At 42.8% G+C, this 26,477-nt stretch carries 23 protein-coding genes and 1 riboswitch; of the genes, 12 read left to right on the top strand and 11 right to left on the bottom strand.

All coding sequences use genetic code 11. The annotated features are described in order from the left end of the window. Positions 1-12 precede the first annotated feature (12 nt). A complete protein-coding gene (locus F907_RS16230) occupies positions 13-1,455 on the bottom strand; it encodes a protein adenylyltransferase SelO (RefSeq protein WP_032861697.1) in 1,443 nt (480 codons plus the stop codon). 137 nt (positions 1,456-1,592) lie between these two features. Continuing rightward, a complete protein-coding gene (locus F907_RS16235; RefSeq protein WP_005269268.1) occupies positions 1,593-2,762 on the bottom strand; it encodes an acyl-CoA desaturase in 1,170 nt (389 codons plus the stop codon). Between the two features lie 211 nt (positions 2,763-2,973). On the opposite strand from F907_RS16235, the gene F907_RS16240 reads away from it, so the two are divergent. Next, positions 2,974-3,498: an META domain-containing protein gene (locus tag F907_RS16240; protein ID WP_016651178.1), complete on the top strand. Its 525-nt coding sequence runs from the start codon at positions 2,974-2,976 to the stop codon at positions 3,496-3,498. A gap of 30 nt (positions 3,499-3,528) precedes the next feature. Here F907_RS16240 and F907_RS16245 read toward each other — a convergent pair whose 3' ends face one another. The 3 genes from F907_RS16245 to F907_RS16255 form a co-directional block, all read right to left on the bottom strand. Beyond that, a complete protein-coding gene (locus F907_RS16245) occupies positions 3,529-4,248 on the bottom strand; it encodes a glycerophosphodiester phosphodiesterase (RefSeq protein WP_016651177.1) in 720 nt (239 codons plus the stop codon). 21 nt (positions 4,249-4,269) lie between these two features. Further along, positions 4,270-4,857: a cob(I)yrinic acid a,c-diamide adenosyltransferase gene (locus F907_RS16250; RefSeq protein ID WP_016651176.1), complete on the bottom strand. Its 588-nt coding sequence runs from the start codon at positions 4,855-4,857 to the stop codon at positions 4,270-4,272. Positions 4,858-4,961: 104 nt separating this feature from the next. Then, on the bottom strand, positions 4,962-6,785 hold the full coding sequence (locus F907_RS16255) for a TonB-dependent receptor plug domain-containing protein (RefSeq protein WP_016651175.1): 1,824 nt from the start codon (positions 6,783-6,785) through the stop codon (positions 4,962-4,964). A gap of 35 nt (positions 6,786-6,820) precedes the next feature. Next, a riboswitch (cobalamin riboswitch) is annotated at positions 6,821-7,034 on the bottom strand. Positions 7,035-7,153: 119 nt separating this feature from the next. Here F907_RS16255 and F907_RS16260 point away from each other — a divergent pair. The 4 genes from F907_RS16260 to F907_RS16275 all read left to right on the top strand — a co-directional run bounded on the left by F907_RS16260 (position 7,154) and on the right by F907_RS16275 (position 9,901). Further along, a complete protein-coding gene (locus tag F907_RS16260) occupies positions 7,154-7,810 on the top strand; it encodes a phosphoribosylanthranilate isomerase (protein ID WP_016651174.1) in 657 nt (218 codons plus the stop codon). After that, on the top strand, positions 7,794-9,023 hold the full coding sequence (gene trpB / locus F907_RS16265; RefSeq protein WP_016651173.1) for a tryptophan synthase subunit beta: 1,230 nt from the start codon (positions 7,794-7,796) through the stop codon (positions 9,021-9,023). Before F907_RS16260 ends, trpB begins: the two co-directional genes overlap by 17 nt. 9 nt (positions 9,024-9,032) lie before the next feature. Further along, the gene (locus F907_RS16270) at positions 9,033-9,542 is read left to right on the top strand and encodes a DUF1543 domain-containing protein (RefSeq protein ID WP_016651172.1); all 510 of its coding nucleotides are present in this window, start codon (positions 9,033-9,035) and stop codon (positions 9,540-9,542) included. A gap of 152 nt (positions 9,543-9,694) precedes the next feature. Beyond that, positions 9,695-9,901, top strand: a complete 207-nt coding sequence (locus tag F907_RS16275; protein ID WP_005269286.1) for a hypothetical protein — start codon at positions 9,695-9,697, stop codon at positions 9,899-9,901. 93 nt (positions 9,902-9,994) lie between these two features. Here the strand turns inward: F907_RS16275 and F907_RS16280 are convergent, their stop codons facing one another. Further along, entirely contained in the window at positions 9,995-11,773 is a 1,779-nt protein-coding gene (locus F907_RS16280) for a bifunctional metallophosphatase/5'-nucleotidase (RefSeq protein WP_016651171.1), read from the bottom strand. A gap of 214 nt (positions 11,774-11,987) precedes the next feature. Between F907_RS16280 and F907_RS16285 the strand changes: the two genes are divergently transcribed. Next, positions 11,988-12,983: a DUF2804 domain-containing protein gene (locus tag F907_RS16285; protein ID WP_016651170.1), complete on the top strand. Its 996-nt coding sequence runs from the start codon at positions 11,988-11,990 to the stop codon at positions 12,981-12,983. Between the two features lie 56 nt (positions 12,984-13,039). Here F907_RS16285 and F907_RS16290 read toward each other — a convergent pair whose 3' ends face one another. Continuing rightward, positions 13,040-13,915 carry a metal-dependent hydrolase gene (locus tag F907_RS16290; protein WP_016651169.1) on the bottom strand — a complete coding sequence of 292 codons (876 nt, stop codon included), beginning with the start codon at positions 13,913-13,915 and terminating at the stop codon, positions 13,040-13,042. A gap of 116 nt (positions 13,916-14,031) precedes the next feature. Between F907_RS16290 and F907_RS16295 the strand changes: the two genes are divergently transcribed. Further along, a complete protein-coding gene (locus tag F907_RS16295; RefSeq protein ID WP_016651168.1) occupies positions 14,032-15,054 on the top strand; it encodes an AraC family transcriptional regulator in 1,023 nt (340 codons plus the stop codon). Positions 15,055-15,315: 261 nt separating this feature from the next. On the opposite strand, the gene F907_RS16300 is transcribed toward F907_RS16295, so the two are convergent. Then, positions 15,316-16,647: a Na+/H+ antiporter NhaC family protein gene (locus F907_RS16300; protein WP_016651167.1), complete on the bottom strand. Its 1,332-nt coding sequence runs from the start codon at positions 16,645-16,647 to the stop codon at positions 15,316-15,318. Between the two features lie 277 nt (positions 16,648-16,924). Between F907_RS16300 and trpA the strand changes: the two genes are divergently transcribed. From trpA to F907_RS16320, 4 genes are read left to right on the top strand one after another with little or no spacing between them, the layout of a single operon-like run. After that, positions 16,925-17,728, top strand: a complete 804-nt coding sequence (trpA, locus tag F907_RS16305; RefSeq protein ID WP_016651166.1) for a tryptophan synthase subunit alpha — start codon at positions 16,925-16,927, stop codon at positions 17,726-17,728. Continuing rightward, positions 17,725-18,621 (top strand): acetyl-CoA carboxylase, carboxyltransferase subunit beta, encoded by an 897-nt coding sequence (gene accD / locus F907_RS16310; protein WP_005269296.1) that lies wholly within the window; start codon positions 17,725-17,727, stop codon positions 18,619-18,621. Before trpA ends, accD begins: the two co-directional genes overlap by 4 nt. Next, on the top strand, positions 18,618-19,904 hold the full coding sequence (gene folC, locus F907_RS16315) for a bifunctional tetrahydrofolate synthase/dihydrofolate synthase (protein ID WP_016651165.1): 1,287 nt from the start codon (positions 18,618-18,620) through the stop codon (positions 19,902-19,904). The genes accD and folC overlap by 4 nt, the downstream gene beginning before the upstream one ends. Continuing rightward, the gene (locus F907_RS16320) at positions 19,895-20,998 is read left to right on the top strand and encodes an SPOR domain-containing protein (protein ID WP_016651164.1); all 1,104 of its coding nucleotides are present in this window, start codon (positions 19,895-19,897) and stop codon (positions 20,996-20,998) included. The genes folC and F907_RS16320 overlap by 10 nt, the downstream gene beginning before the upstream one ends. Before the next feature lie 24 nt (positions 20,999-21,022). On the opposite strand, the gene F907_RS16325 is transcribed toward F907_RS16320, so the two are convergent. The 3 genes from F907_RS16325 to F907_RS16335 form a co-directional block, all read right to left on the bottom strand. After that, on the bottom strand, positions 21,023-21,607 hold the full coding sequence (locus F907_RS16325) for a dual specificity protein phosphatase family protein (RefSeq protein ID WP_081402427.1): 585 nt from the start codon (positions 21,605-21,607) through the stop codon (positions 21,023-21,025). Between the two features lies 1 nt (position 21,608). Further along, positions 21,609-22,418, bottom strand: coding sequence for an MBL fold metallo-hydrolase (locus F907_RS16330; RefSeq protein ID WP_016651162.1), 810 nt, complete (start codon positions 22,416-22,418; stop codon positions 21,609-21,611). 301 nt (positions 22,419-22,719) lie between these two features. Beyond that, entirely contained in the window at positions 22,720-23,361 is a 642-nt protein-coding gene (locus tag F907_RS16335) for a peroxiredoxin (protein WP_016651161.1), read from the bottom strand. A 364-nt stretch (positions 23,362-23,725) separates the two neighbouring features. Here F907_RS16335 and secA point away from each other — a divergent pair, with 364 nt between their 5' ends. After that, the gene (gene secA / locus F907_RS16340) at positions 23,726-26,461 is read left to right on the top strand and encodes a preprotein translocase subunit SecA (protein WP_016651160.1); all 2,736 of its coding nucleotides are present in this window, start codon (positions 23,726-23,728) and stop codon (positions 26,459-26,461) included. Positions 26,462-26,477 lie beyond the last annotated feature (16 nt).

Raw genomic sequence — 26,477 nt, 5'->3', positions numbered from 1 at the left:
AGATTTCTTCTGCTAAGATGAACAACTGACAGAAATTTCAGGCACGTCACTTGGCAATGGTGCGATATCTGCTTCCGTTTCTAAGTCAGGCTGTTTTTGATAAGGCTGATTCAGTAACTTAAACAAACGATCAACCTCGCTAAAATCACCACGCTCCGCAAGCTCAATGGCTTTCTGTGCCATATGGTTACGCAGGGTATATTGTGGATTAACTTGTTGCATCACCGCATTTAAGGCATCGGTATCTTGATGCTGTCGGATATTTTGATAGCGGGTCAAGAAATCATCGAACTGCTGCACATGGATACAATCATCTCTTAAAGCTTTGTAATCCTGTTGTTGTAAACGCAGAAAACTTTGGGTGTAATCCAATTGCTCGGTTTGCAAAATTCCGAGAAAGGCAAAACTACAATCCAGACTGTCTTTATGAAATTCTGGCAGCCCCATTTTTTGGCATAGGCCTTGACCATAATATTGTAAGAAGGTCGGCTCAAACTTTTCTAAACATGCTGCTAGATCGAGTTTGAACTGTTCTTTATTTTCTGCGCTCGCTAATGGAATTAAATTATTCAGCCATGTCCAAAGATTCCAATGACCAATACTGGGTTGATTCTGATAGGTATAACGTCCTTGATAGTCTGAGTGGTTGTTAATCCAATTCGGTCGGAAACGTTCCATAAAACCGTATGGACCAAAATCTAAGGTTGAACCTGTAATATTTAGATTATCGGTATTCATCACCCCATGTGCAAAACCCACCAATTGCCATTTGGCAATCATGATGGCAGTGCGCTCAATCACTGCTTGGGCAAATGCAAGAATCTGATTTTCAGCTTCTAGGCATTCTGGATAATGCCATTCAATACATTTTTGTGTGAATTCAGCTAACAGCTCAGGGGCATATTGATTGATCCACTCAAAATGCCCCAAACGAATATGACATTCAGAAGTACGCAACAGCATTGCACCGAGTTCGAGGGTTTCGCGCTGCACGCCTTGAGTCGAGGTGGTAAAACCCACAGCATGGCTCGATGCGACATCCAGCGCATTTAATGCATGCCCAGCTAAGTATTCACGTATGACGGAACGTAGGACTGCTCGGCCATCACCCATGCGTGAGTAGGGGGTTGAACCTGCACCTTTCAGATGGAGATCGATGGTTTGTCCTTGCTGATTCAGGATTTGTCCGATCAATAGGCCACGACCATCACCGAGCTGCCCAGCCCATTGTCCAAATTGATGCCCCGCATAGACCATCGCGAGTGGAGGAAATTCAGCAAAAGTTTTTTGACCGCTACAAATCTCAACCCAGTTGGCTTTATCTTCTTCGTTCCATTGCAACTCATCAGCCAAAGCTTCATTAAAATGGCCTGCTTTAGCACCACGCAACGGACTTGGTTGTTGCTGGTGATAGAGTTTAGGGTTAAGCGAAGCATAGCGGGAATTGAATTGCATAAACGAAACATCAGAGAGAGCTGAATCTTGACTATAGCAAATATCAGCATGAAATGGTGAGCCGTTGCGAGAAGAGCGTGTAGATGAGTAGACATAAAAAATGGCCTCTTGAGAGACCATTTTCGTTAAGCAATTTGTTATTCAGAAACAGGCGCTTTTTTAATGTTGCGCATCAAGGTTTCTAAACATTCACGATGATGGCTTAAGCGATGTTCAAGCAACTGAAAATCAACTTTAAGTTTGTGATCCATCTGATGGATTTTTTCAGCCATCGCGGCCTTCTTCGCGTGAAGTTCTTGTTCTTTCAGCTTTGCCCAATCATTTAAGGTATGGGTAAAAGCTTCATATTCTTGGGCAATACGTTGTTTCATTTGCACGATGTCGGTATTGACATCATGACCATAAATCGCCAAGTCGCGTTCAGCATATTTAAACTTCATCGCAAGTTCAGCTTTCTTGATATTAAAGCTTGGAATACGACGTAGATTTTTCGCCAAACCGAGTTTAGAACTGGTCCAGATCAACCATTTGGTTGGGTCATATTGCCACCATTTCACCCCATTACGATAGTCGTACTGGAAGATATGGTGATAATTGTGATAGCCCTCACCCCAAGTGAAGATCGCCAACACAAAGTTGTCACGTGCGGTGTTTTCATCGGTATAAGGTCGTTTGCCCCACATGTGGCAAAGCGAGTTGATGAAGAAGGTCACATGATGGCTAATGATCAAACGCAATAAACCACCAAGCAAGATCACACCCCAGATATCGCCTGTTGCCCAACCAATTAAGCCCAGCACACCAACATGAACCGCAATTACCATCGGAACATAGTATTTATGTTGGAACATCACCAGTTTGTCATTCAGCAAATCAGGGACATTTTTGAAATCGGGTTCTGACGGAGAGTGGTCGCGGATCATCCAACCTAGGTGAGCATACCAAAAGCCACGCTTGATTGAATAAGGGTCTTGGTCGACATCATCGACATGACGGTGATGCGTACGGTGCCCCGAAGCCCAGAACAAAATACTGTTTTGAACGGCAAAGGTACCACCAATCATCAATAAAATTTTAAGCGGTAATGCCGCTTCATAAGCACGGTGTGCCCAAAGACGGTGATAGCCTGCGGTAATTCCCAAGCTGCTGAGTGCAAGCAAGAAGATCATGCTTACCCACGCACTTACACTAAAATCATAATAATAAGCGTATAAAGGAATTAAAATAGCGGCAAGAATTGGTGTTCCAATTAAGGTAATGCTAGCAGTCCAGTTAATGGGTGCCTTTTTGAGTGGGGCGGAAGTCATATCCGTCAGCGCTCCTAAAAACCTTGTTTGTACAAGATAATAAAACTAAACGAGATAGCAAAACCAATCATGACGATATATTGCTATTTTATCACTGATATTAGCATGTCCAAATCAGTTAGCACTAGCATTATTCTACAGTTGTATCGAAAGAACAGTAACAGAATTCATTCATAAATTTGATCAATGAATTAAAAGGTGAAATAAATCAATGTCTGAGCAAATTACCATGAAAAATCCGATTTTTTCTTTGAAGGCATTTTTTAACAAAACTTTAATATTCTCTGCTGCGGTCATGCTTGCAGCCTGTCAAAGCCAACCGAAACCAGTGCAGAAACATAGCTTACAACCTAAGCGAGTGGCTCAACCTCCTGCAATGCAAGTGCGCAAGAGCGTGGATGGTGTTCAAGATATTGAATGGCAGATCATCAGTATCCAGAATAGAAAGGCATTGTTCTTTAATCAGTACCCAAGTTTCTCTCTTAACTCGGCCTCAAAGATGGTGACAGGACATACTGGCTGTAACAATATCTATGGACGCTATAAATATGACTTTGCACAACGTAAACTGGATTTTGATGTGATGGCACAGCATCAGAGCTGTAATCGTGCTCTAGCGCAAGAGGCAGACTTGATGGATGCGATTCAACGGGTTGAACGCTTTCAGTTAGAGGGCACAAACTTATATTTATTAGATGCCAAAGGGCAGCGTTTGATTCAGGCACAACGCAAATGACAATAAAAAGGCGGAATGATTTCCGCCTTTTTATGACTTGAAATACTGCAACATGGCGCTTGGGATATCGGTGATTAGACCTTGGATGCCGAGTTGTTGTAGGTGCTTGGCTCTTTCGACTTCATTCACGGTCCAGACACTGATCTCAAGATTAGCCTGTTGAGTCCGTTGAATGATTTCATCTGTTGCCAATAAATCTCCCCAACCCATCTGGCAACACCCATACTGCTGCGCCAACTCGATCGCATATTCACCAATGGGAATTTCAACCAGTAGTCCACGTTTAAAAGAACTCTGTTGTTGCTGTAGGGCAGACAGGATTTTGACATCAAAGCTGGTAATGGTTGCGGTGGCTTCAAAACCTTTTAAATCTTGCTGCAATTGTACAATCAAGCGCTCAGCCGCAGCTTCGTCTGCAACTGCCTTAATCTCCACTTCGATATGTTCAAAGTCAGTGAGGCAATCCAGTACTTGTCGCAGGCTAGGGGTATATTCTTCACAGGCCCAAGCTTGCCACTGATGCCGATGATCAAATTGTTGGGCTTCAAGCAAGGTGCTACTTTCTACCTGTTGTGAACGACCTGCCGTACGTACAAAATCCTCATCATGAATCACCACGAGTTGATCATCTTTCAGTTGACGTACATCAAATTCAACGGCACGTATACCCAAATCATGCAAATAGCGAAAACCGCCTAAAGTATTTTCAGGCGCTTCGCCACGCGCACCACGATGACCAATAATTCGCATCTTTATCTATCCAAAAAATGATTATGCTTGATCGATACTGTCATTAATATTCTTTTGCCACAACACTTCGTTACCACCTTCGGCACGTTGTAAGGCACGTGAAGCAACAAACAGCCAGTCCGATAATCGATTGAGTAATTGTAATGCGGTTGCTTGAATATTTTGGTCACGATGATGTGCTGACAATAAAGCACGTTCTGCACGACGGCACATTGCACGAGCCTGATGTGCATAACTACAAGCTAAAGTGCCTGATGGCAAAATGAAGTCTTTTAACATCGGTAAAGATTCATTCATGTGGTCGATTTCTTTTTCCAGAAATTCAATACATACAGGTTGTAGTAAATGATAGTTCGGAATACACACCTCACCGCCTAAATCGAATAACCAGTGCTGAATCAGACTTAAACTTTTGTCCCAATGCGCTTTATCTGCAACTTGGCTGGCACTGATTTGTGCACGAAGCACGCCAATGGTGGCATTGAGTTCATCGACATCGCCCAAAGCTGCAATGCGTAAATCATCTTTGGCAACGCGTGAGCCATCCCCTAGGCCAGTTGTGCCTGAGTCACCTGTACGGGTATAGATTTTACTTAAACGATGTCCCATAGTGCTGTTTCTCTAATCCTGAAAATAAAAAGGGGATAATGTCGGTCAGAACATTACCCCGAAACTGGAGTTAAGAAAATATTTTTTATGATTTTATCACGCAATTAATAACGGAATGTGACACCCGCAGAAGCCAAGCGACCGCCGTTGATGTAGTAACTACCACTGCCATAAGCGGTACGATATTTTGAATCCCCTACATTTTGGATATTGGCAAAGACATCTACATTTTTATTCACTTTGTATTGTCCATGCATGTCTACGCGGAAGTGCCCTGGGATTTGAACATTGTCAAAGGTACTGTTGTCGTAATCGCCATTCGCAAGCATTGTGGTCGAGAAGGTATATTGTTCATCAGTCCAGCCCGCAGTCAACGCAATATTTTGACGAGGACGACGACTTAGATCTTCATCATTTTTCTTGTTCTTGGCACGGACATAGTTATAGCTTAAATTGGTAAACAGGTTTTCACCTTGCCATTTCACATATAGCTCACTACCTTCCATTTTTGCTTTTTCAAGGTTTCTCATTTGATTGAGAACACCATCAAAATCAATGAGATTATCAACCTCAGTAGTATAGAGAGATAAACCTGTTGAAATGTTGTAGGCCAGTTTTTGATCTAGACCGATTTCGTAAGACAAGCTTTCTTCAGGTTTAAGGTTTGGGTTACCGCCATAAGCATACATATCATTGAGTGTTGGTGCTTTAAATGCTGAGCCAATATTTGCATAAATGCTAGTTAAAGGTAGCACTTGATAGCGAACAGATCCCTGAGCAACGGTATGTGTGCCGAATTTTTCATTGTCTTCAACACGGACACCAACTTGAGTATTTAACCCAGCTTGGTCATATTTGTGCTGGATATAATAACCTGTTGAGTCAATATCTTCTTGGTATGGTGAGCCATAAGAAAGCACATCGCCATCAATATTACGGTGGGTTACACCAACCAAAATTTGTTGATTTGGAGTGAAGCCCCATTGACCATAGATTTCAGCTTCTTGCGTTTTACTATGCACAAAATCGGTTGAATTATTTTGATCTATTTCATCTTTAAATTGAGAGAAACGGGCATGTACAGCTAAATTCTCAAGAATATTTAAACGTCCTTTAACGTTAATGATTTCATTTTTAAAATCTTGAGAAACGAGTCTGCCAAAGTTATCGTAATCACTAGAACCCTGGTTCTCGCTATAATCAACCGAAGCTGCATATCGCTCTTTATCAACGCCTACTTTTGCACTATAGCCCTTTTGATCAAATGAGGCATTTGGTGCATTTATTACGTCTTTTACAGGCGTCCCATCAGTTTCTAAGCGTTGACCACGTATTTGTGCATAGAAGCCATTTTCAGCCAGATCTGCACCGATGACAGATTTATAGGTTTTATTTTCACCAATTTCACCTGTCACAAATGCGGAGGTTGTTTCTGGTGTTTTTGAAATGAGTTGAACGACACCTGAGATTGCATCCGTACCATATAAAACTGATGCAGGACCTTTTAATACTTCAATCTGCTTAATATCAGTTGTATCAATAAATGGTAAAGAAGCTGTACCAGATGTTGCTGAATTGAGGCGAACACCGTCTCTTAAAACAAGTGTTTGGTTTGAATTACCACCACGGAGGAAGATAGATGCCGTTTGTCCATAGCCGCCGCTTTGTACCATATTAATGGAAGCATCGGTTTCTAATAATTGCGGTAAAGATGCAATTGGTGACTGTTCAAGAATTTTCGGCTCAATGATATTGATTCGTGCAGGCACATTTTTAATTGATTCAGGTGTTTTTGATGCTGTCACAACAATCGTATCTAGCGTCGCAGTTTTATCGCTGGATTGATCTTGAGCAAAAGCTGGTGAAGAAAACCCCATCGCAATAGCGATAGCCCCAACTAAACGCGTTGGTTGAAAAGCAGTAGACATGCGCACTCCAGACATTCACCCGTCGTGAATGATAATGTGGAAATAAACAACAAGCAGGTCTCCGGACTTCACTATAATCATCAAATAAATGATGTTACTCATCATCTTCCCACATCATACCGATGCAGTGATTTGGCGTTGAGCTGAGATGAGTGATTCGGTGTTACCGTTGCGAGGGCAGTGTCGGAATTTCACCAACTTCCCTATAAGCAAAAGAATTTGCTTTAGACTTGTTGCAAGATTACGCAAAGTATAAAGTGTTAACGTTTTTTAAACAATTGCAATTCCGAATGAACTTTGCCCAAAGTAGGTCAAATTGCATTACAATGCCAAAGTTTCAAAAATATTCAGTTTAAATTGGACAGCTCATGCGCCAAAGCCAAATGCGAACCCGCGCCAAGATTTGTGGAATTACCCGAGCACAAGATATCCATGCCGTTGTCGAGTCAGGTGCAGATGCGATTGGCTTTGTCTTTTTTCCACCGAGCCCACGTCATGTCAGCATTGAGCTGGCAAAAACCTTGGCAGAGCTGGTGCCGCCCTACGTACAGTTGGTTGGGTTATTTGTAAATGCCAGTGCTAAAGAAATACAGACGGTGCTTGATTCAGTTCCTTTGGATGTATTACAACTACATGGTGATGAGACACCTGAACAATGCCAACAAATTGCAGCACAATGCAAACGTCGCTGGTATAAGGCCATTCAGGTTAAACCAGACCTGAATGTGGTGGCTGAAATTCAACGTTATCAGTCCGCAGGTGCCAGTGCCGTGCTGTTGGATGCATGGCATCCTGAATTGAAAGGTGGCACAGGGCACAGTTTTGACTGGAACCAATTTCCACAACTTGAAATTCCACTCATCTTGGCAGGGGGCTTAACCCCTGAAAATGTCAGTGAAGCTATTGATACTACAGCGGCATTTGCTGTGGATGTCAGCGGAGGCGTCGAGTCCGCAAAAGGTATAAAAGACCAACAACTGATTGAAAAATTTATGCAAGGAGTCCAACGTGGATCAGCAAAATAACGTGATTGACTACACCCAGTTTCCAGATGCTCAAGGGCATTTCGGTATTCATGGTGGACGTTTTGTATCAGAAACGCTGATGGCTGCACTTGAAGACCTCGAAAGTCTTTATGGTCGTATGAAGAATGATGCTCAATTCTTGGCTGAATTTGACCGTGATCTTGCCTTCTATGTTGGTCGTCCTAGTCCGCTGTATTATGCTGAACGATGGTCTCAGTACCTCGGCGGTGCGCAAATTTACCTGAAACGTGAAGATCTGAACCATACCGGTTCGCATAAGGTCAACAACACCATTGGTCAGGCATTATTGGCAAAGCTGTCGGGTAAGAAGCGTATCATTGCGGAAACGGGTGCGGGTCAACATGGTGTGGCGACGGCAACGATTGCGGCGCGTTTAGGAATGGAATGCGTGGTGTACATGGGCGCCGAAGACGTGAAACGTCAGGCCATGAATGTCTACCGTATGCGTTTGTTGGGTGCGACAGTGGTGCCTGTGCAAAGTGGTTCAAAAACATTGAAAGATGCCATGAACGAAGCAATGCGTGACTGGGTCACCAATGTTGATAGTACCTATTATGTGATTGGTACAGTGGCTGGTCCGCATCCATATCCACAATTGGTTCGTGATTTCCAATCGATTATTGGGCGTGAAGCACGTCGTCAAATCCAAGAACAAGCAGGACGCTTGCCAGATGCTTTAGTCGCTTGCGTTGGTGGTGGCTCAAATGCGATGGGCTTGTTCTATCCCTTCTTGAATGATCAAGACGTGAAAATGTACGGTGTCGAAGCAGCAGGCTATGGCATTGAAACAGGTAAACATTCTGCGCCGTTAAATGCAGGTCATGTGGGGGTGTTACATGGTAACCGTACTTACTTGATGTCGGATGAACAAGGTCAGATCATCGAAACTCACAGTATTTCTGCTGGTTTGGACTATCCAGGTGTTGGTCCTGAGCATAGTTTCCTGAAAGACATGAACCGTGTTGAATATGTTCCAATCAATGATGATGAAGCCCTACAAGGTTTCCGTGATTTGACTAAGATTGAAGGAATTATTCCTGCACTTGAAAGCTCACATGCGATGGCTTATGTCACTAAACTTGCGCCAACCATGTCGAAAGATCAGATCATTATTGCAACGGTTTCTGGTCGTGGTGATAAAGACTTGATGACGGTTGCGCGTATTGATGGCGTTGAAATGGTTGAGATGTAAGTATTCGCAATGCCAAGTTTGTTTGTGGTGATGTTGGGTGGCCGACACGCAAGAGCCAATACAGAAGTGCATGATGTCGTGATGGCGATTGGTACATCTGTACAGGAGGTTATTCCACAGCTCAAACAGGCTTGGTTTGGTGAGGTCAACGGTTTACACATCGATGCTTGGGCACAGATTTCAGGCGTACAATCGCAAGGTGTGAATTATCAAATTCTGTTTTCTGATGCAGCGCCTTCTGCCTCGGATGAAAAGCTGTATTTGATTAATCTGGGGGGCTATTCAGCAAACAACTTTGGTGAGTTCCATCGCTACCATTTAGTTGTTGCGGCAGATACTGTAACTGCAAAACAGCTGGGTAAGCAGTTTATCGGGCAGGATTGGCATAAACCGCATACCGATCGTGTGGTTGATGTGGATGACTGTCTCCCGATTGATCATGTTGCAGGGCGTTATATTCATTTGGTTCAAGGCGAGTTTAGTCCCACCATTTGGGAAAATACCTATTTACCGATCTAATCCTTCTTAACGAAAGCTTAAGTTTAAGAAAAAATCATAAAACGTTGCCAATCTCGTATATAGCGCTCTCAAATCGCAACTTTTTTGTAGCACTATTTACAATTCGTCTGATTAGACTAAAAACTCAAGTAAAGCTCTTTGGAGTAATAAAAATGGGTCTGTTAGATGAAGTAGGTAAAATTGCGGGTGCGATTGTCGCTGAACAAGGTGTCGATAAATTGGATCCAGATGCGGGTTTTCTTGAAAAAGCAGCAAGTGCTTTTGCTGGCTATGAAGCTGCAAAAATTGCTGAAAATAAATTGGAAAATCATGACAGCGATGAGCAGGAATCTGAATCGGCGAGTGATGATGACGCCTAATTCGGAGTCTTTGTGATTTAAAATTCAAGTTGGTTTAAATGAGCAGTTAAAAACGGGGAAGCAAAAGCTTCCCCGTTTTTATTGTAGATGTAATTAAGGAATCACTTTGATTCGATCTGTTTTAGGTGCGGTCAATGGAGAATATTGAGCGACATATTTCTCTAGTGCATCAATATCCTGTCCACCACCGACTGGATTTTTTCCTTCTTTTAAGACGGTAAAGTTATCGCCACCATCGGCAAGGAAGCTATTTACGGTAACACGATAGACCTTACTGTCATTGAGCGCCTGCCCCGCAACTAAAATATTGCTGGCACGTGGTGAAGCCGAGCTGTCTTTCTTATATGAATAACTGAGCTCTTTGGATGGTTGCAAGATACGTACCGTTCCAGCATTGGCACCTGACCATTGTTGTTCTAACACATCGCGAATTTGTTTGCCTGTCAGACTGATCGTGACAATCGAGTTGCCGAAGGGCTGTACGGTAAAGACATCACCGAAAGTAATCTGGTTGCTACTGTTCACCAATAAATCGGCACGAACACCACCAGGATTCATCAGGGTAAAGTCGGAACCTTGATTACTTGCCGCCAAGGCCATTGCTTGTTGCGCGTCGGCAATTAAGTTACCCAGCGCGCTTTCACCACTTTCAGTTGGATTGCGATTAATGACACCGTTGGCTGTGCCGACCACACGTGCTGAAATGGTGGTGACTGCTTGACGATATTTATCTAAAATCACTTCAATGCTTGGCGTTTTATTAAATTTCTCATAGAGATTGGTCAAGTTTACTGTGGTTGCGCCAGAGGTATAAGCTTCACTTTGAATAGGGACTTGTTTGGCATCTTTTTTAATCACATGACCTGTTTTGCCATCCAGTTCCAACTGAATATTGGTAATAATCGTGCCATATTGTCCAGCAGAAGTCAGCAAGAATGGTTTTTGTGGATTCTTGGTCGCGTAATCACAAATATAAGATTGATGGGTATGACCTGAAACTACCACGTCAACCGCAGGGTCTAGGCGATCCAAAATACCGAGTAATGGGCCACTTAAACCATCGCAAGTCTTCTTATTAAATTTAGTACTTGGTGCAACACCTTCATGCACGACGACTACAATCGCTTCAATTCCTTGTTTCTTCAATTCAGGAATTAGGGCATTGACGGTATCCGCTTCATCCTGAAAGTCGACATCTTTGATTCCTGCCGCTGATACGATACTTGGCGTAGCTTTCAAGGTCATCCCGATAAAGGCAACTGGAATACCGCCGTAAGTTTTGACTTTATAAGCAGGGAACAAGGTTTTCTTTGGATCAGCCTTCATGGAGACATTGGCTGCCAAGAAATTAAACTTTGCACCCTCAAATTTTGGATTGATTTGACAAGGTTTGGCGCTGGTGTACTGCTGACAGCCACCATTTTGTAAGCGACGTAACTCATCTGTTCCTCGGTCAAATTCATGATTTCCCACTGCATTGAAATCAATCTGAATGTCATTCATGGTTTCAATGGTGGGTTCATCTAGGAACAGAGATGAAGTGAGTGGTGAGGCACTAATCAAGTCACCGGCTGACACGACGGCATTGTTAGGATACTGTGCGCGTAGTTTTTTGATGGCATCGGCAAAATAACTGACCCCACCGACTGGGATACGTACTGTTTTGCTGTTATCGCTTGGATCATCTGCTTCAATAAAGCGTTTTGGTGGCTCTAAATTGCCGTGAAAATCATTGAAGGCAAGGATGTTGATACTTTGATTTTTGCGTTCAACGGTCGGGGTCTGGTTATTATCATTGTCGTCATTACACGCCGTTAAAGCCAGCATCATGAGACAGAGCACATTTGCTTTTAAGAGTCGTTGAGTCGTCATGTTTTTTGATCGAGTGGTATAAGATTGTTTTTTAAAATAAAACTTCTGTATGAATCTTTGATGAAATTATGAGCTAAAGAAGTCTATTAATCGCTTGGATTTATCGGGTGAAATGTGAATTAAGTTGCATTTCTTTATATGGAAATAGTAGTAAATTTGATCACTTACAGTCTATTATGGGCGTAGATGCGACTTCGCAATCATGGAATATAAAATGGATTTGATACAAGCCAATGGTCAACCGCGTTATGGACGTTTTGAGCAAGTACCTTCGCGGATTAACTTGGATGACTATGTCTATAAAACGCCATATGGCCAGATACTGAAAGGCTGGCGCAAACAACTTAAATATAAGAAATTTAAATTCTGTGGTTTGCAGCATGCGCATTACAGCATTGGGGTCGCGATTGTCGATTTATCCTGGGCGGGTCATGGCTTTTTCTATGTCTATGACCATCAGGCTGAAAAAGTGATTGAATGGAATGCAATTCAGCCACTGGCATTCAAAACACAACTGGATGAACAGCCTTTATTTAGTCAAAGCTCTTTTAAAAAATCGGCTTATCAATTCGATATGCAGCATGCCAATGGCGTGCGTTATATTCAGGTCACTAAACATGGTGAAATCCAGTTAAAAGCTCGGATTTTTTGTGCAGGTACCGATGCTTTAAGTTTATGTAGCCCAACGGGAATTAATGGCTGGACCTATACCCAGAAGCAAACCACATTGGCTGTTGAGGGATTTTTTATTAGTCCGCAACAGCAACAGATTGAATTTAATGCGCATAGTCTTGCTGCTTTGGACGATACCTGTGGTTTTCTACGCCCTGAAACGGCTTGGTTCTGGTTGTCCTGCCAGTTCCGTGATGCGCAGGATCGTCGGATTGGATTGAACCTTGCTTCAGGAGTGAATGAAAGTTTTGGTAATGAAAATGCACTATGGGTCAATGGACGGTTGTACCCATTAACAGATGTGCTATTCGAACAGCAAAATGAAAATACTTGGTCGATTCGCTCATTAGGTGGCTGTTTAAACTTGATGGTGGAAACGGGTTGGTGCCGTTTTGAAAATATTAACTTGCGCCTGATCGGCAGCCAGTTTAATCAATGGCAGGCCAAAGTCAGCGGTACCATTGCACATGAGCAGGTTGAATTAGTGTTGTTAAATAATGAATATGGCTTATTAGAACAGCATTATGCGAAGTGGTAATAACGAAAATAAAAAAATCCCCTTAATCGAAAGGGGATTTTTTTATGGGTAATGAATTAAAGCCCTGCTTGCCAAAAAGCTTCACCGGCGGCAATCGGATCATTGGTTTTGGCCAAAGTATCAATCCAGACATCATACTGGCGAATCACAGGATGTTGATTCGGATGGAAGTCTTTTTTAAACCAGTCACTATATTGCGCTCTTTTTGCAGTCAAAATACCGTTACGACCAAAGAACCACGGCAAGCCTTTACGTGCCATATCAAAACGTTGTCTTAGGTTAAAACCATCGGTTTTAAGCATTACATCGGTACGATACAAAGTAAAGCCAAACATCATGACGGTAGTAAAGACCAAGGCAAAACGACGAGTTGCTTCAGGCACTTCGCCAACTTCTCGCATCACATCAAAAGCCACATCCCGATGTTCCATTTCTTCGATGGCATGCCAAGCAAAAAGTGCACGCACAAAAGGATCTGCTTCTGCCAAAGTTGCTTTTTTACTATAAAAGGTATCGGCCATCAGTGCGGTTAAATGCTCGGCTGCTGCGGTCATGGCAATATTGTATTGTGGAGAACGGTTTTTGAGCTCAAAGCGAAAAATTTTCTTTAAACGTGTGGTGAATTGATCCACAGGCATGCCCTGATCTTTCATGACTTGGTTCATTTTGTCATGCGCAATACCATGTTGCGCTTCTTGACGGATGAAATCAGCCACACGTTCCTGCAAGTCTGGATCATCAATTTTGTCGCGGAATAAACGGACACATTCAATAAAATAACGCTCGCCGTCAGGAAAGGTCAGACTCAAAGCATCAAACATACGGGTACGGAACGGATCACCCCCAAACCAGAAGCGTGGTGCTTGATCGAGATGGAAGTCCAATTTGGTTCTGACCACAGGATCAACTTGATAAGAAACATGTGCATTCATCGTGACTATTCCTTGTTTTTCTTCATGTACCCAGTATGGAAAAAGTCCGATGAAATGTTTTGACAGTTACAGCCAAGTTTTATACAAATAACGACAGATCAGGATGAGATTGGCGTATGTCAGTTAAAATAATAATCGGATATCTGCGTTTGTTTAATCGCGTGTTGCAACAGGAACAAGTTGATTTGTCTAAAGTTGTTGTGCCTGAACTTTGGCAAGCCTTTCAAGCCTGTTTGGAAAATCCGGATGAAAAAGACTTTGATGTTGAACGCTATGCCTTATTGCTACAGGCGGCTCAGCCACATTTCACTCGTCCGATTACTTTGGTACTGGCTGAACATGCCAATCTACAAGATTTGGGATTGATGGGCTATTTGGCATCGACCAGTATTGATCTACAACAAGCCTTGCAACTATTACAACGTTATTATTCTTTGGTGTTCAAGCAAACCAATTTAGAACAGCTTGATGTACAACAATATCCTGAATATATTCAAATTGTGTGGAGCGCATCCTATAGCGATTATCGTGAAATGTATGAGCTCAATCTGGCCTTGATCTTTAAAATTGCGCAGTCGATTGTGCAAGATGCTTTAGTGCCACCGCAGATGATTCAATTTGGCTATGCACCGCATACAGCACTTTATCATTTTGAGAAATTTTATGGTTGTCCGATTCAGATTCAGGCAGGGCAGTATGCCATTCGCTTTTCCAATCAAATTTTAAAGGCAAAGAGTATTGCCGCAGATCAGCAACTGAACCATGTGTTATCGACTCAAGCACAGCAGTCATTGAACAGTGTTAGTTCTTTTGAAGTTCAACAGCAGCAATTTCGTCAGAAAATACATGCCTTTATTGAGCAAGGTTTAGTGCAGCAGGAAGAGGTGTTGCAGAGTTATGTCGCGAAACGCCTGCATTGTTCGGAACGGACTTTACAACGTCAGCTCAAAGCCTTTGAACTGAATTTTCAGGACGTGCTGGATCAGTATCGCTTGGAACAGAGCAAGCTGTATTTGCAGCAAGGGAAGTCTTTTTCTGAGATTGCAGAGCGGTTGAATTATGCAGATCAGAGTGCGTTTGGACGGGCGTTTAAGCGTTGGACAGGAGTTACGCCTAAGCAGTTTTTAAAATCTCTTTAGATTTTAGATCAGACTGCTAATCAAACTTTTAATTAATAAGTGAGTTTAGCTAAGGTTGTTTAATTGATGAATAATCAGATGGGTTTGATATTTCCCTTACTTTTCAGGGATGAAAAGTAACAAAAATCCTCTGTTGGACTGACGGTACGTCCATGTTACGGCAGTCCAACGGGCGACATCCATGTCGCCTGTCACGATAGTAGATTCTTGTCTAAATTAAAGCGTTATTGAGAGTGAGATTTGATCAGTAACTCAAACTTTCTATTGGTTTTTTAAACGTGGATAATTAAAGACAATGGCGAGTACTGCACAAACCGCAAGAATCCAGCAATAGTAGATATTGCCAATCAATTCAACAGGTGACAGTTTGGCAATCGAGCAGGCCAAAAGCAACTGTGCGCCGTAGGGGATAATCCCCTGAATGACACAAGAAAAAATATCCAGTAAAGCCGCGCTACGTTTTGGATCTACCCCATATTCTCTCGCCACTTCACGCGCCATATCACCCGATAAAATAATCGCAACGGTATTGTTGGCCACAAATAAATTCGAAAAGACCACCAGAAAGCTGATGCCCAGCTCACCAGCACGTTGTTTGCCAAATTTGAATAGGCGAGTAATGGCATAGATGCGTTGGATCAGCCACTGCAAACCACCTTCTTTTTGCATCAAGGCAGATAGTCCACCCAGCAACATGGAAAGTAATGCCACTTCAAACATGCCAACAAAGCCATCATAAATCGCACTGTTCAGTTTCAGTAGGTCAAAATATGGCTTTTCAATCAGCCCCATCAAGCCGGATAAAATCACGCCGATCATCAGTACTGCTAATACATGTAAACGGGTAAAGGCAAGAAAAAATACTGCGATATAAGGCAGAATTAGCCAAATATCATAGGGCTTGGATTGAATCGCTTCTGCTTCATGACTCATGAAGATATAGACCAACAAGGTCATGATCGCGGCAGGGAGGGCAATCCAGACATTGACCCTGAATTTATCTCGAAGTTCAACATTCTGGCTACGGGTTGCAGCAATGGTGGTATCTGAAATCATCGATAAGTTATCGCCAAACATGGCGCCGCCGACGACTGCACCAATAGCATAGACGGGTGCAATATCTGTGGCTTGGGCGAAACCAAAGGCAATGGGTGCACAGGCCGCAATGGTGCCCATTGAAGTGCCCATTGCGGTCGCAATAAACGCAGCAATGATAAACAGCATGGGTAACACATATTCTGGAGAAATGAGTGAAAGCCCCAACTGTACGGTTGCATCAACACTGCCAATGGCACTGGAGACACTGGCAAAAGCTCCTGCCAGCATAAACACCATAAACATTAAAATCAGATTGGGATGACTAGCACCTTCTAAGAACTCCTCAATGGCGGCATTGAGTTTTTGTTTATACAGTAGTAAAGCTAAAATAACGGCTGGAATCGCGGCTACAGGTGCTTTGACCTGATAGAAGGCAAATTCTGTCCCGATCATTGAATGATAGAGACCACTCCCGAGAAAGATGATCAAAAATACCAATAGCGGTAGCAAAGCAAGGGCATTGCTTTGTACTTTTTCCTGAGAGTGGGCAGACATAAAAAATAAAAAGAAAACTTAAAAATTGCGGGTAGTATAAAGGAGCTTGGCCGATTTCTAAAATGTCATGTAATCAGCCTGAAATTAGGAAGCTTTGATCATTGAGAAAAAACTCAAAATATAGATAAATGTACACGAGGCGTTGTAAGTCGCAAGATTCACGGTCGCAATCACGTCAAACTCTGTTCAATGAACAAAAAATAGCGTTACAATGCAGTGTTTTTGTATGACTACAAACAACTCCTCAATTTATATAAATCAAGGAAAGCATAATCCTATGTCACGTCTTGCCACTCGTTTTGAACAGCTTAAATCTCAGCAACGTAAAGCGCTTGTTTCTTATGTGATGGCAGGTGATCCGCATCCACAAGTGACCGTTCCCTTACTTCATCAAATGGTTGAAGCAGGGGTCGATGTCATTGAACTGGGTCTTCCATTTTCTGACCCAATGGCAGATGGCCCTGTGATTGCTTTAGCCGCTGAGCGTGCTTTGGCAGGTGGAACCAATACTTTAGATGCATTGGATATGGTGAAAGCCTTTCGTGAAAAAGATCAAACCACACCAGTCGTTTTGATGGGGTATTTAAATCCTGTTGAAGTGATTGGTTATGAAAAGTTTGTGGCTTATGCGAAAGACTGTGGTGTTGATGGGATACTTTTGGTGGACTTGCCGCCAGAAGAGTCGAAGCAATTGGGTGAAGTTCTTAAACAAAACGGAATGGATCAGATCTTCTTGCTTGCGCCAACCTCAACCGATCAACGTATCCAGCATGTGGTCAATCAAGCCAGTGGCTTTGTTTACTATGTGTCACTTAAAGGTGTCACTGGTGCAGCAACGTTAGATACCTCCGAAGCAGCAGCACGTATTGCAAAAATTAAATCTAAGACCAATGTCCCAGTGGGTGTCGGTTTTGGAATTAGTGATGCAGCGTCTGCAAAAGCGATGGGGCAGGTTGCTGATGCCGTGATTGTAGGAAGTGCTTTCGTTAAATCTTTTGCGACATTGCCAGCCGATGAAGCTGCGCAACAGACGGTGAATAAAGTGAAGGAGCTTCGAGCTGCGCTCGATGAGTTAGTATGAGTCAAGAATTAACATCAGGGAAGGTTCTTAACCCTTCAACACCTTGGACGGAGCGTCATGTCCCTGGTATTCAGGTTGCAGATCAACAGCAGACATTTAAAGCGACCTTTACTGAACCGACCATTGAATGTCCTGAGTGCCATGCACTGGTAACCCGTACTGCGATGTCATTTAATGCCTATGTGTGCCCTCAATGTGATGAACACTTACGTATGCGTGCGCGTGATCGTTTGAACTGGTTTTTTGATCAGGTCAACGGAGAATTGGGCCAAGAATTTGGTGCTAAAGACCCATTAAAGTTTGTGGACAGCAGACCTTATCCAGATCGTATTCGTGAAGCACAAGACAAAACGGATGAAACCGAAGCACTGGTGGTGATGCAGGGTTCTTTAAAAGGCCTAGACCTCATTGCCTGTGCCTTTGAGTTCGATTTTATGGCGGGTTCAATGGGGACCGTCGTTGGTGACCGTTTTGTACAGGCCGCTGAGCGTGCGATTGCCTTACATCAACCGATGATTTGTTTTGCAGCATCTGGTGGTGCACGTATGCAAGAAGGTATGTTGTCTTTGATGCAAATGGCACGTACTGCTGCGGCAATCCAGAAAATGAAAGATGCCCGTGTTCCTTATTTGGTGGTATTGACCCATCCAGTTTATGGTGGTGTAACCGCTTCATTGGCCATGCTTGGTGATGTGCATATTGCTGAACCGAAAGCCATGATTGGTTTTGCGGGGAAACGTGTCATCGAACAAACCGTGCGTGAAAAACTGGAAGAACCATTCCAACGTGCAGAATACTTGCTTGATCATGGTGTGGTCGATCAAATTGTTCATCGTCATGCATTACGTGATACTGTATACAGACTTGTTGCAAAACTGATGAACTTACCTTGAAACCGCACGCTCCACATTCAACGGATACATTAACAACATGGCTCGATTATTGGGGCCATGTTCATGTTACAGGCATTGATTTAGGTTTAGAACGCGTTATTCCTGTTGCTGAAAAGTTGGATGTAATGCAACCTAAGGCCAAAGTATTTACTGTTGCAGGCACCAATGGCAAAGGCTCAACCACGACCACTTTAGCTGCGATTTTGAATGCACAAGGTTATAAAGTCGGTCTTTACCAATCGCCGCATATTTACCGTTTTAATGAACGGGTAAAGCTGGCAGGTGCTGAGGTCGATGACCAAAGTCTGGTAGATGCGTTTGTTTTAGTCGATCAGGCCCGTCGTGAATGTGGATTAAGTCTTTCTTTTTTTGAAGCAACCACGTTGGCTGCTTTTGTTATTTTTAAACAGCAACAATGTGATGTTTGGGTACTCGAGGTTGGTCTGGGTGGCCGTCTTGATGTCGTCAATGTGATTGACCCTGATATTGCCGTGATTACCAACATTGGCTTAGACCATGTTGATTGGTTAGGTGATACCGTTGAAAAAATTGCATTTGAGAAAGCTGGCATTATTCGTCCGAATATTCCCGTGGTATTTGCAGGGCAACAGCAACTGCCGCAAGCCATTCAAAATAAAGTGGCTGAAACCCAAGCGCAGTTATACGCTTTAGATCGTGATTATTTTTATCAGCTCAATGAGGATGGTGAAACATGGTCATTTGCATCGTCGGGTACAACTTTAAAACTTCCTGTTGGTCAGCTTGCGCTAGATAATATTTCAACTGCGGTGGCTGCGGTATTGGTGAGTGGGGTTGAAGTTTCTCAAGCAGCAATTACCACAGGTATTCAACAGGCACGTTTGCAAGGCCGTTTTGAAATACGCCAGATTCAAGATAAAACAGTCATTTTTGATGCAGGGCACAATGCGCATGGCGTCGAATTTTTATTGAAGCAGTTGCGAAAATTCTTAAAATACAATAAACAGTACACAGAAGTTGTTGCTGTATTTTCAATGTTGGCCGATAAAGACATTCCATCGGTCACTGATTTACTAAAAACAACAGTAAAAGATTGGTTTATTGCTAATTTAGATGTGCCTAGAGCCGCACCAGTGCAACAAATCCAAGAAGCATTGCAAAGGCAACAGGTGTATGAGTTTGGCAGTATCCAGCAAGCGTTTGAAACTGTGCTGAAACAAGGTCATAACAATCAGCTGATTTTAGTCTGTGGTTCGTTTCATACTTTAGAAGCGGTCTGGGAGTATTTAGAAGAATGTCGATGAATAACAAACAACGCTGGATGGGTGGCGTTGTTATATTAGGTGGTGGTGTTTTATTGGCAGCATTACTTTTGAAAGGTAATGAAGAAATAGAGCAAGATCAGACTCACGCGCCCGTTACTCATCCGATTCCCAAAACTGAGTCTAAGCCAAAAACAGCTCAGCCTGCTCAAGACAATGAAATGGTGTCATTACAGCCTTTGGCAGTTGATGTTGAAACCGAAAAACGTTTGCTTGAAGAACAACGCCGTTCGCGTGAAAAAGCAGTTGCAGAACAAGAAGCGCGTGCCGCTGAATTTTTAAAGATGCAGCAGCAGGCAGAGGCAGCAGCTGCACGCAAAGCGGCAGAGGAATACGCGGCGATTAATGCGCGTCGAGCAGCGGCTCAGGAAAGTTCAGACAATATTCCGCCAGAGCTTGTTGAAGATGAAAAAGCCAAAGCGCAACGCCTCGCAGAAGATAAGCGTAAAGCTGATGAAAAGAAGCGCGCTGAACAGCAAAAAACCGATCAGCAGAAATCCGATGCCGATAAGAAGTTAGCCGAAGACAAACGTAAGGCTGAAGCTGACAAGAAAGCGGCTGAAGACAGACGTAAGGCAGAAGCTGACAAGAAAGCAGCAGAAGACAGACGTAAGGCTGAGGCTGATAAGAAAGCTGCAGAAGACAAACGTAAGGCTGAGGCTGACAAGAAAGCTGCAGAAGACAAACGTAAGGCTGAGGCTGACAAGAAAGCGGCCGAAGACAAGCGTAAAGCTGAAGCAGACAAAAAAGCAGCAGACGATAAACGTAAAGCTGAAGCTGATAAGAAAGCCGAAGCAGAAAAAGCACGTGATTTGATGGAAAATGGCGATAAGAAGTGGATGGTACAAGTCGCATTGGCTGCAAACCAAGCCAATGCCGACGCTGTGGTGTCTAAATTACGCGCTAAAGGCTATAAAGTAACTACTAGTCCGACTTCGAAGGGAATTCGCATCATGGTTGGCCCAGCCAAAGATCGTGATATTGCGGATGCAACCCGTAAGAAAATTACCACAGATGAAAGCTTGAATATGAAATCGGCTTGGGTGATTGACTGGGTTCCACTTGACCAGAGATAAGTGAAACCCTTTGGGTTCGTGGTATTAAGAAGATGGATTCGACAGTTGCTGTTGAATCCATTTTACATTTTCAGGGCTGAATAAATGATCAATATTTTTCCAGATCACATGGAAGCCGTAACCGCCTTGTTTCATTTCTTTAACCGCATCTTCAATCGACCAGTTCTCAAAAATAATACGGTACATGGCAATCGTTGCTCCAGTACGATCAGAACCGTGATAGCAATGTACTAATACTTTTTGATTATTTTGTTTGGCCGTTTGGATTGTGCGCATTGCTTCTAATAAGTCTTCACGATTGATCGCCCAAGTATAAATGGGAATATGAACCAAATTAAAAGGTTGATCTTTTAAAACTTTGGCATCTTCATTTCTAGCGCGTAGATTAATGACGGTATCAATTTGATATTTCTTCAAAATAGGGATCAATTCATTACTGGGTTGGTCACTGCGGAACACATCATTGCTAATTTGATAAAAATTATGCGTTTGTGAAATGAGCGTTCCCCAGTTTTTAGGACGTTGCTCACCATCTAGGTTAGGATGTTTCATACATCCACCTAAGCTAAGTATTGAAATGAGCGTAATGGTAATGAGCGTTGTTTTCATATTACTGATAACGATTGAATTCGACTGGATCATGCGCACAAATTAACTCAATGCTTGGCTCATGTTGAGCGAGATATTGTAACTGTTTGAGGTTGTGTAAACGCAGTTGGTTATCCTCAGCCAATAAACGTTCAGTCAGGTCTAGGGCTCTCAATTTATTTTTCGGATTGAGCTCCAGATGGGTGTAATAGGCATCACCACAAAATAACATCCAACCATCCGCTTTTTTGATTGCAATGCCACAGTGCCCAGCCGTATGCCCGATCAGGGGAATCATTAAAATCTCATCGTGAAATAAGGGAAGCCCTTTGACTTTTTGCAGGTTAAACCATGGCTCGCCATCGTTGTGTTCAGCAAAGTTCCAATGACGATGCTGTTTAAATTGTTCAGTTTTATAGCGCAATTTTCCCTTGGCCGTAAGTGATTGGGTGGCATTAAACTCCGCAGCTAAGAGATGTATCGTCGCATTGGGAAAATCTGAAATTCCACCGGCATGGTCAAAATCTAGATGAGTCACAAAAATATGTCTGACATCACTCGGGTTAAAACTGAGTTGCTGAATTTGCTGAATGGCAGTGAGTTGGAGATTCGGCACAATTGAACCAAATTGTTTGAGTAAGCGACCCAAGCGTTGTTCGGTATGTAAATAATCTTGTGTACCTAAGCCTGTATCAATCAATACCAAGCCTTGATCCGTCTCAACCAAGAGGCAATGACAGACAAGGTGGGCTTTCCAACCCTTTTGTCCAAACAGCGGTGCGCAAGATGGGCAGAAGCTTCCGCAATGAAGATGGTGAATGTTGTAGATCATGATGGTTTTTATTGTGTTTCGGATCGAATTATTCTTATAACGTATTGATTAAAAAAATACCAAAATAAATTTAAATGGTATAGAAAAAGCCTATCGGATAGATAGGCTTTGCATGATTTGATCTTATTCTTGAGCTACGTACTTCGTTTATCTTGCACTTAAAGCATACGCTTTAATTTCTTAACTCACAGCATAGCTGTTCATCTTCTTGCGAAGCTTCAGTCGCTTCTCAGGAACGAGCGTTGCTCGTCTTTCTTACTACGCACTCCGTTTGTTTTGCACTTCGATTAAAGCGTATGCTTTAATCTTGTTCAGGCTGGGGCGTGAGTCTTAGATAAGGTTTGACGGCTTTATAGCCTTTCGGGAAGCGTTGTTTGATTTCTTCTTCATCTTTCAATGACGGCACAATCACCACATCTTCACCTTGATGCCAGTTCGCTGGTGTTGCCACTTTGTGGTTATCGGTTAACTGTAATGAGTCGACGACACGCAGCACTTCATTAAAGTTACGACCCGTTGAAGCTGGGTAGGTAATAATCAAACGCACTTTTTTATTTGGATCAATAATCACCAATGAACGTACAGTTAAGGTCTCACTGGCATTTGGATGAATAAATCCATATAGTTCAGACACTTTACGATCTTTGTCGGCAATGATCGGGAAATTAACTGTGGTATTTTGTGTTTCATTAATGTCCAGAATCCAGCCTTTATGTGATTCAACATCATCCACTGAAAGGGCGATTGCTTTTACGCCGCGTTTGTCAAACTCATCTTTTAACTTTGCTGTGTAGCCGAGTTCGGTGGTACAGACTGGGGTGTAGTCTGCAGGATGGGAAAAAAGGATTCCCCAGCTATCACCTAAAAAGCCATAGAAATCAATGTTGCCTTGGCTTGATTGTTGCTGGAAATTCGGGGCAATGTCGCCTAAACGTAATGTCATGATCAGTCCTCTATACATTCTTTATGTTTTCTATCTCCTTTCAATATGCAGGATCTACTTTATAAATAAAATTATTGTTTTTGTATTTTATTATGAACTTTTGAGATATTGATTATTGATCTTGTTAAAAAATGAGCAGAAATTCACATTCAAATCGATGTAAGTTAAATGCAAATTTGCTACATTAACGCATCTTTAGTGATGTGACGTCAGAATCGCCTCGCAGATTTTTTTGCCTGTTTGAATGCAAAGCACTTGTAGTTCTTATTTCTGACTCCATAATAACAGCTAAGAAAAAATTAACCGACCTAGGGTTTGTTGTTATTGGCAAACCTTATAACAAACAGGATTAGAGAGTTTATTCATGTTGGCAAGTCTGATCGGAGGTATCTTCGGTACAAAAAATGAGCGCGAGCTCAAACGCATGCGTAAAATTGTTGAACAAATCAATGCGCTTGAACCGACGATATCTGCTCTTAACGATGCAGACCTCTCTGCAAAAACTCCAGAATTCAAACAGCGTTTTAGCAATGGCGAAAGTTTAGATAAATTAATGCCAGAAGCGTTTGCGGTGTGTCGTGAAGCAGCAAAACGTGTCATGGGCATGCGCCATTATGACGTGCAGTTAATTGGTGGTATTACCTTACACGAAGGTAAGATTGCCGAAATGCGTACAGGTGAAGGTAAAACCCTGATGGGTACTTTGGCCTGTTATCTCAATGCATTGAGCGGTCAGGGTGTTCACGTGATTACCGTGAATGACTACTTGGCACAACGTGATGCTGAGTTAAACCGTCCATTATTCGAATTTTTAGGTCTTAGCATTGGGGTGATTTACTCGATGCAAATGCCGGATGAAAAAGCACAAGCCTATACTTCCGACATTACCTACGGAACCAACAACGAGTTCGGTTTCGACTATCTTCGTGACAACATGGTGTTTTCTCTGCAAGAGAAAAAGCAACGTGGTTTAAGCTATGCCATCATCGATGAAGTCGACTCAATCTTGATTGATGAAGCACGTACGCCGCTGATTATTTCGGGTCAAAGTGAAGATTCATCTCATCTTTATCAGCTCATTAACAGTATTCCTCCAACATTATGTCCACAGAAAGAAGAAAAAGTGGCTGATGGCGGACACTTCTGGGTCGATGAGAAACAACGCTCAGTTGAAATGACTGAAGTTGGTTATGAAACAGTTGAACAAAAACTGATTGAAATGGGCTTGTTGGCTGAGGGTGAGAGCCTGTATTCAGCAACCAACCTGAATTTGGTACACCATGTCACCGCTGCGATTCGTGCGCATTATCTTTATCAAAAGAATGTGCATTACATCATCGGTGTGAATCCACAGACGCAAAAAGAAGAAGTCATTATTGTGGATGAAAGCACGGGTCGTACCATGCCAGGTCGTCGTTGGTCTGAAGGTCTGCATCAAGCGGTTGAAGCCAAAGAAAACATGGAAATTCAACCTGAAAACCAAACCCTTGCCACCACAACTTTCCAGAACTATTTCCGTCTGTATAAAAAGCTTTCAGGGATGACCGGTACTGCCGATACTGAAGCTGCGGAAATGAAAGAAATTTATGGCCTAGACGTTGTGATTATTCCAACACACCGTCCAATGGTTCGTGTCGATCATAACGATTTAATCTATCTAAACCGTAATGGTAAATACACTGCGATTATTGAAGAAATTACCAATATTCGTCAGCAGGGTGTTGCGCCGATCTTGATTGGTACAGCAACCATTGAAGCCAGTGAAATCTTGTCTTCTAAGTTGCTACAAGCTGGTATTCATCACGAAGTCTTGAACGCAAAACAACATGAACGTGAAGCAGATATTATTGCACAAGCGGGTAGCCCGAATGCGGTAACAATTGCCACCAACATGGCAGGTCGTGGTACGGACATTTTGCTGGGTGGTAACTGGAAAGCCAAGCTTGCCAAAATTGAAAATGCAACCTCTGAAGATGAAGCACGCTTACAGGCTCAGTGGGAAAAAGATCACGAAGACGTTTTAAGCTCGGGTGGTTTACATATTATTGGTTCTGAGCGTCATGAATCACGTCGTATTGATAACCAGTTGCGTGGTCGTGCTGGTCGTCAAGGTGACCCAGGTGTATCACGCTTCTATCTATCACTTGAAGATGACTTGATGCGTATCTTCGCAGGTGATCGTGTGGTTGCCATGATGCGTGCAATGGGCTTGCAAGAAAGTGAAGCCATTGAACATAAAATGGTCAGTCGTTCAATCGAAAATGCACAGCGTAAAGTTGAAGCACGTAACTTTGATATTCGTAAGAACTTGTTGAAGTACGATGACGTAAACAACGAACAGCGTAAGATCATTTATTCACAACGTGATGAAGTTTTAGCTGAAAGCACACTTCAAGACTATATTGAAGAAATGCATCAGGAAGTGGTGAAAGGTCTGATCGCAAACTTTATTCCACCAGAGTCGATTCATGACCAATGGGATATTGAAGGCTTGGAAAATGCCCTACATAGTGATTTAGGCATCGAACTTCCTGTACAGCAATGGTTAGACCAAGATCGTCGTTTAGATGAAGAAGGCTTAGTGGCTCGTATTTCTGATGAAGTCATTAATCGCTATCGCCAACGCCGTGAGCAAATGGGGGATGAATCGGCAGCAATGCTTGAACGTCACTTTATGTTGAACTCACTGGATCGTCATTGGAAAGATCATTTAGCTGCGATGGACTATCTACGCCAAGGGATTCATTTACGTGGCTACGCACAGAAAAATCCTGAGCAAGAATACAAGAAAGAAGCGTTCAATTTGTTTGTGAATATGTTGGGTGTGATCAAGTCCGATGTTGTGACTGATCTCTCGCGTGTTCATGTCCCGACGGCAGAAGAATTGGCAGAGCTTGAGGCACAGCAACAACGTCAGGCGGAATCAATGCGTCTGTCATTTGAACATGATGATGTCGATGGTTTAACGGGTGAAGTGACTGTTTCTGAGGAAACGGAAGGATTTGCCAATACGAATGAATTCCCTGTGCCAGAGAGCCGCAATGCGCCTTGCCCATGTGGTTCTGGTTTAAAATACAAACAGTGTCACGGCAAAATCTAGGCAGCGACATAGGTTG

The sequence above is a fragment of the Acinetobacter colistiniresistens genome, assembly GCF_000413935.1.
In the GTDB taxonomy this organism is placed as follows: Bacteria; Pseudomonadota; Gammaproteobacteria; order Pseudomonadales; family Moraxellaceae; genus Acinetobacter; species Acinetobacter colistiniresistens.
The sequence above is the reverse complement of the archived record's forward strand: the minus strand, read 5'-3'. Positions and strand labels throughout refer to the sequence as shown.